We start from the raw sequence: 1,192 nt of genomic DNA on the forward strand, positions 1-1,192 counted from the left end.
AACGACTTTCGAAGTCGGTTCATGCGGTGGAGATAGCAACTGTACTCGATGGCTCTATTTTCAAACCGATGACGTGTTCTAAAAACCATATTGGCGATAAGTGCAAGGCGTTGCCCAACAAAGGCCGTATAACCAGCACCACTGTAGTCGGCTATTTGTTGCACGTTTCTTTTTACATGTGACCAGCATAGTTGGTGTTTTTGGGGCTCCAGCCAATTATAGCTCGGGCATTGGTCGGTCACTGCTAGGCCAGTGTAGTTATCACCTAGCATAGTTTTGGCTGAGTGCGCAGAGCGAGAAAACAAGATCTTTTCGTAAACCAAGTTTTCACTGGTTACCAACCAACACCAACGTAAGCTATCTTCACCATTGCGAGGATGAGATGTCTCGTCAACATGAACCAGTGGTGCTTTTTGTATGCTATCTCGAATGGCCTGGTGCAGCGGGGTCAACATTGAGGCAACTTTGGTCTGCGCTTCGCTGATAGCGCCAACAGAAAATGTTGTTCCTAATTGTTCTTTTAACAGTGAGCGAATTTTACGGATACTTAAATGAAATTGCCCTGCCAATACAGCAATATAGCTGAGTAGGTTAGGACCCATAATGCCTTGAGGGATATTGTCAGGTTTCTTCGCTCTCACAACCCTATTGCAATGCTGGCACTGTCCCGAAAATAGCCGATACTCCGTAATATCAACGATTGGCTTTGGTATCTCGTGTACTTGATGCCGGTAAAATGGGGTGTTGTGAACAGAGATAGCCGACTTGCCACAGCACGGACAAGTTGAGTCCGGTAAGCAATCAACGGTAACGTCGCTTTCCTTTAGCTTCGAGAGTTGTCGTTGACGCCCTGTGTGACCCTGTTTAGCTCCTCTCGGATTGCGGCCACCAGAGCTTTGAGCTTTTTCCGTTCAGCCCGCTCTTTAGGGCCATCAGAAGAAGGTGGTTTAGAAGAATTAGAACAGCTGGTCTTCAGCTTATCTTCGTAGTGCCGAAGTTGTTCCCACAACTCTTCGATAAGTGCGTTAGCTTCATTGATATTAGAAGCGACAGGCGGCGCATCTGCAAATTTGGATTTTTTCTTTTTCATACAGCCAGCATGAAGGCTGAAAAGGATCACTCAAGAAGGAAAAGCGGATCAAGTGCGATGGATCACAAATGATTTTTCAATGGGGGTCTGGTGAACGGTTAC

At 46.3% G+C, this 1,192-nt stretch carries 1 protein-coding gene and 1 pseudogene; both read right to left on the reverse strand.

Annotation, left to right across the window (positions count from 1 at the left end):
* Positions 1 to 803 (reverse strand): annotated as a pseudogene (gene tnpC, locus NHN17_RS25795) (IS66 family transposase); the annotation flags it as partial.
* Between the two features lie 20 nt (positions 804 to 823).
* Entirely contained in the window at positions 824 to 1,090 is a 267-nt protein-coding gene (locus NHN17_RS25800) for a DUF6444 domain-containing protein (protein ID WP_255045530.1), read from the reverse strand.
* Positions 1,091 to 1,192 lie beyond the last annotated feature (102 nt).

The organism is Photobacterium pectinilyticum, assembly GCF_024357955.1.
GTDB classification, from domain to species: Bacteria; Pseudomonadota; Gammaproteobacteria; order Enterobacterales; family Vibrionaceae; genus Photobacterium; species Photobacterium pectinilyticum.